Origin of the sequence: Microbacterium sp. 13-71-7 (genome assembly GCF_002257455.1) — a bacterium.
In the GTDB taxonomy this organism is placed as follows: Bacteria; Actinomycetota; Actinomycetes; order Actinomycetales; family Microbacteriaceae; genus Microbacterium.
Map to the genome: position 1 here is coordinate 1 of NZ_NCKN01000422.1, position 1,162 is coordinate 1,162.

General features: G+C 71.8%; 1 protein-coding gene. It reads left to right on the forward strand.

What is annotated here, in order from left to right; translation table 11 throughout:
* Positions 1-22: 22 nt before the first annotated feature.
* Positions 23-1,162: DUF222 domain-containing protein (locus B7X32_RS20980; protein WP_366247019.1), on the forward strand; the 1,140-nt coding region annotated here is incomplete at its 3' end.

A 1,162-nucleotide genomic window follows, 5' to 3' on the forward strand; every position in this document is an offset into this window, starting at 1 on the left:
GGATCGGGTGGTGCAGGGCCGGATGGCGCGGGCCGCGGATCTGATGACGAAGTTCCCGGAAGTCATGCGGGCGTTCACGCAGGCGCGGATCAACGCCGCGCATGTGCGGGTGATCCAGGACGCCGGCGCCCGCCTCGACAACGACGCGGTGCGGGCGGAGTTCGAGGGCATCGCGGTCGAGGTGTGTGCCGGGGAGACCCCGCATCGGGCGAAGCGGATCGTGGACCGGGTCGCGGAACGGCTCGCCCCGCGGAGTCTGACCGACCGGCACCGGGACGCGCAAGCGGACCGGCGGGTGTGGCGGGAAGACCTCGGCGACGGGCAGAAGGCCCTCGGGGTGATCCACTCCGCCGCGATCATCGACGGGATCTACGACCGGCTCACCCAGCAGGCACGAGCGTTGAGCGTCGCGAACGCGCAGGCCGCGAAGGGCGCGGGCTCTCCTGATCCGGACGGGCTCGGCGACGCTCGTGATGAGCGGACCATGGATCAGTTGCGCGCGGATCTGTGTGCGGACACCTTGCTCACCGGGGCCGCGTCCGGGCACGACACCGCGGCCGGGCTGCTGTCCGCGATCCACGCGCGAGTCGAGCTCACCGTACCGGTCCTCACCCTCCTCAGCGCGGACGCCACCGAAGCGGCCGACGGCACTGCCGACGCTGTCGATGGATCCGGGTCGCCGGAGGGCACGGCCGGCACCGCTGGCACCATGTTCGGTGTCCGCACCGAGCAGCCCGGCGAGCTCGCCGGCGGGCACCCCATCGACACGCACACCGCCCGCACCCTCGCCGGCGGAGCCACCGCCTGGGAGCGGGTGCTCACCCACCCCGTGACGGGGGCGATCCTCGCCGTCGACCACTACCGGCCCAACGCAGACCTGCGCCGCCTCCTGCATGCGAGGGATTCCCGGTGCCGGTTCCCGACTTGCGGACTCCCACCCCGCACCCAAGACCTCGACCACACCATCGACGCCGCCTACGGCGGCGCCACCGAGGAGGGAAACCTCGGCGGACTCTGCCGACGCCACCACGTCCTGAAACATCAGACGGCCTGGAAAGTGAAGCAACGCGGCGCGGGGGTCCTGGAATGGACCAGCCCCGCGGGCGCGATCTACATCGACCGGCCACCCGCACCCGTCACGTTCACGATCGAAGATCCGGAT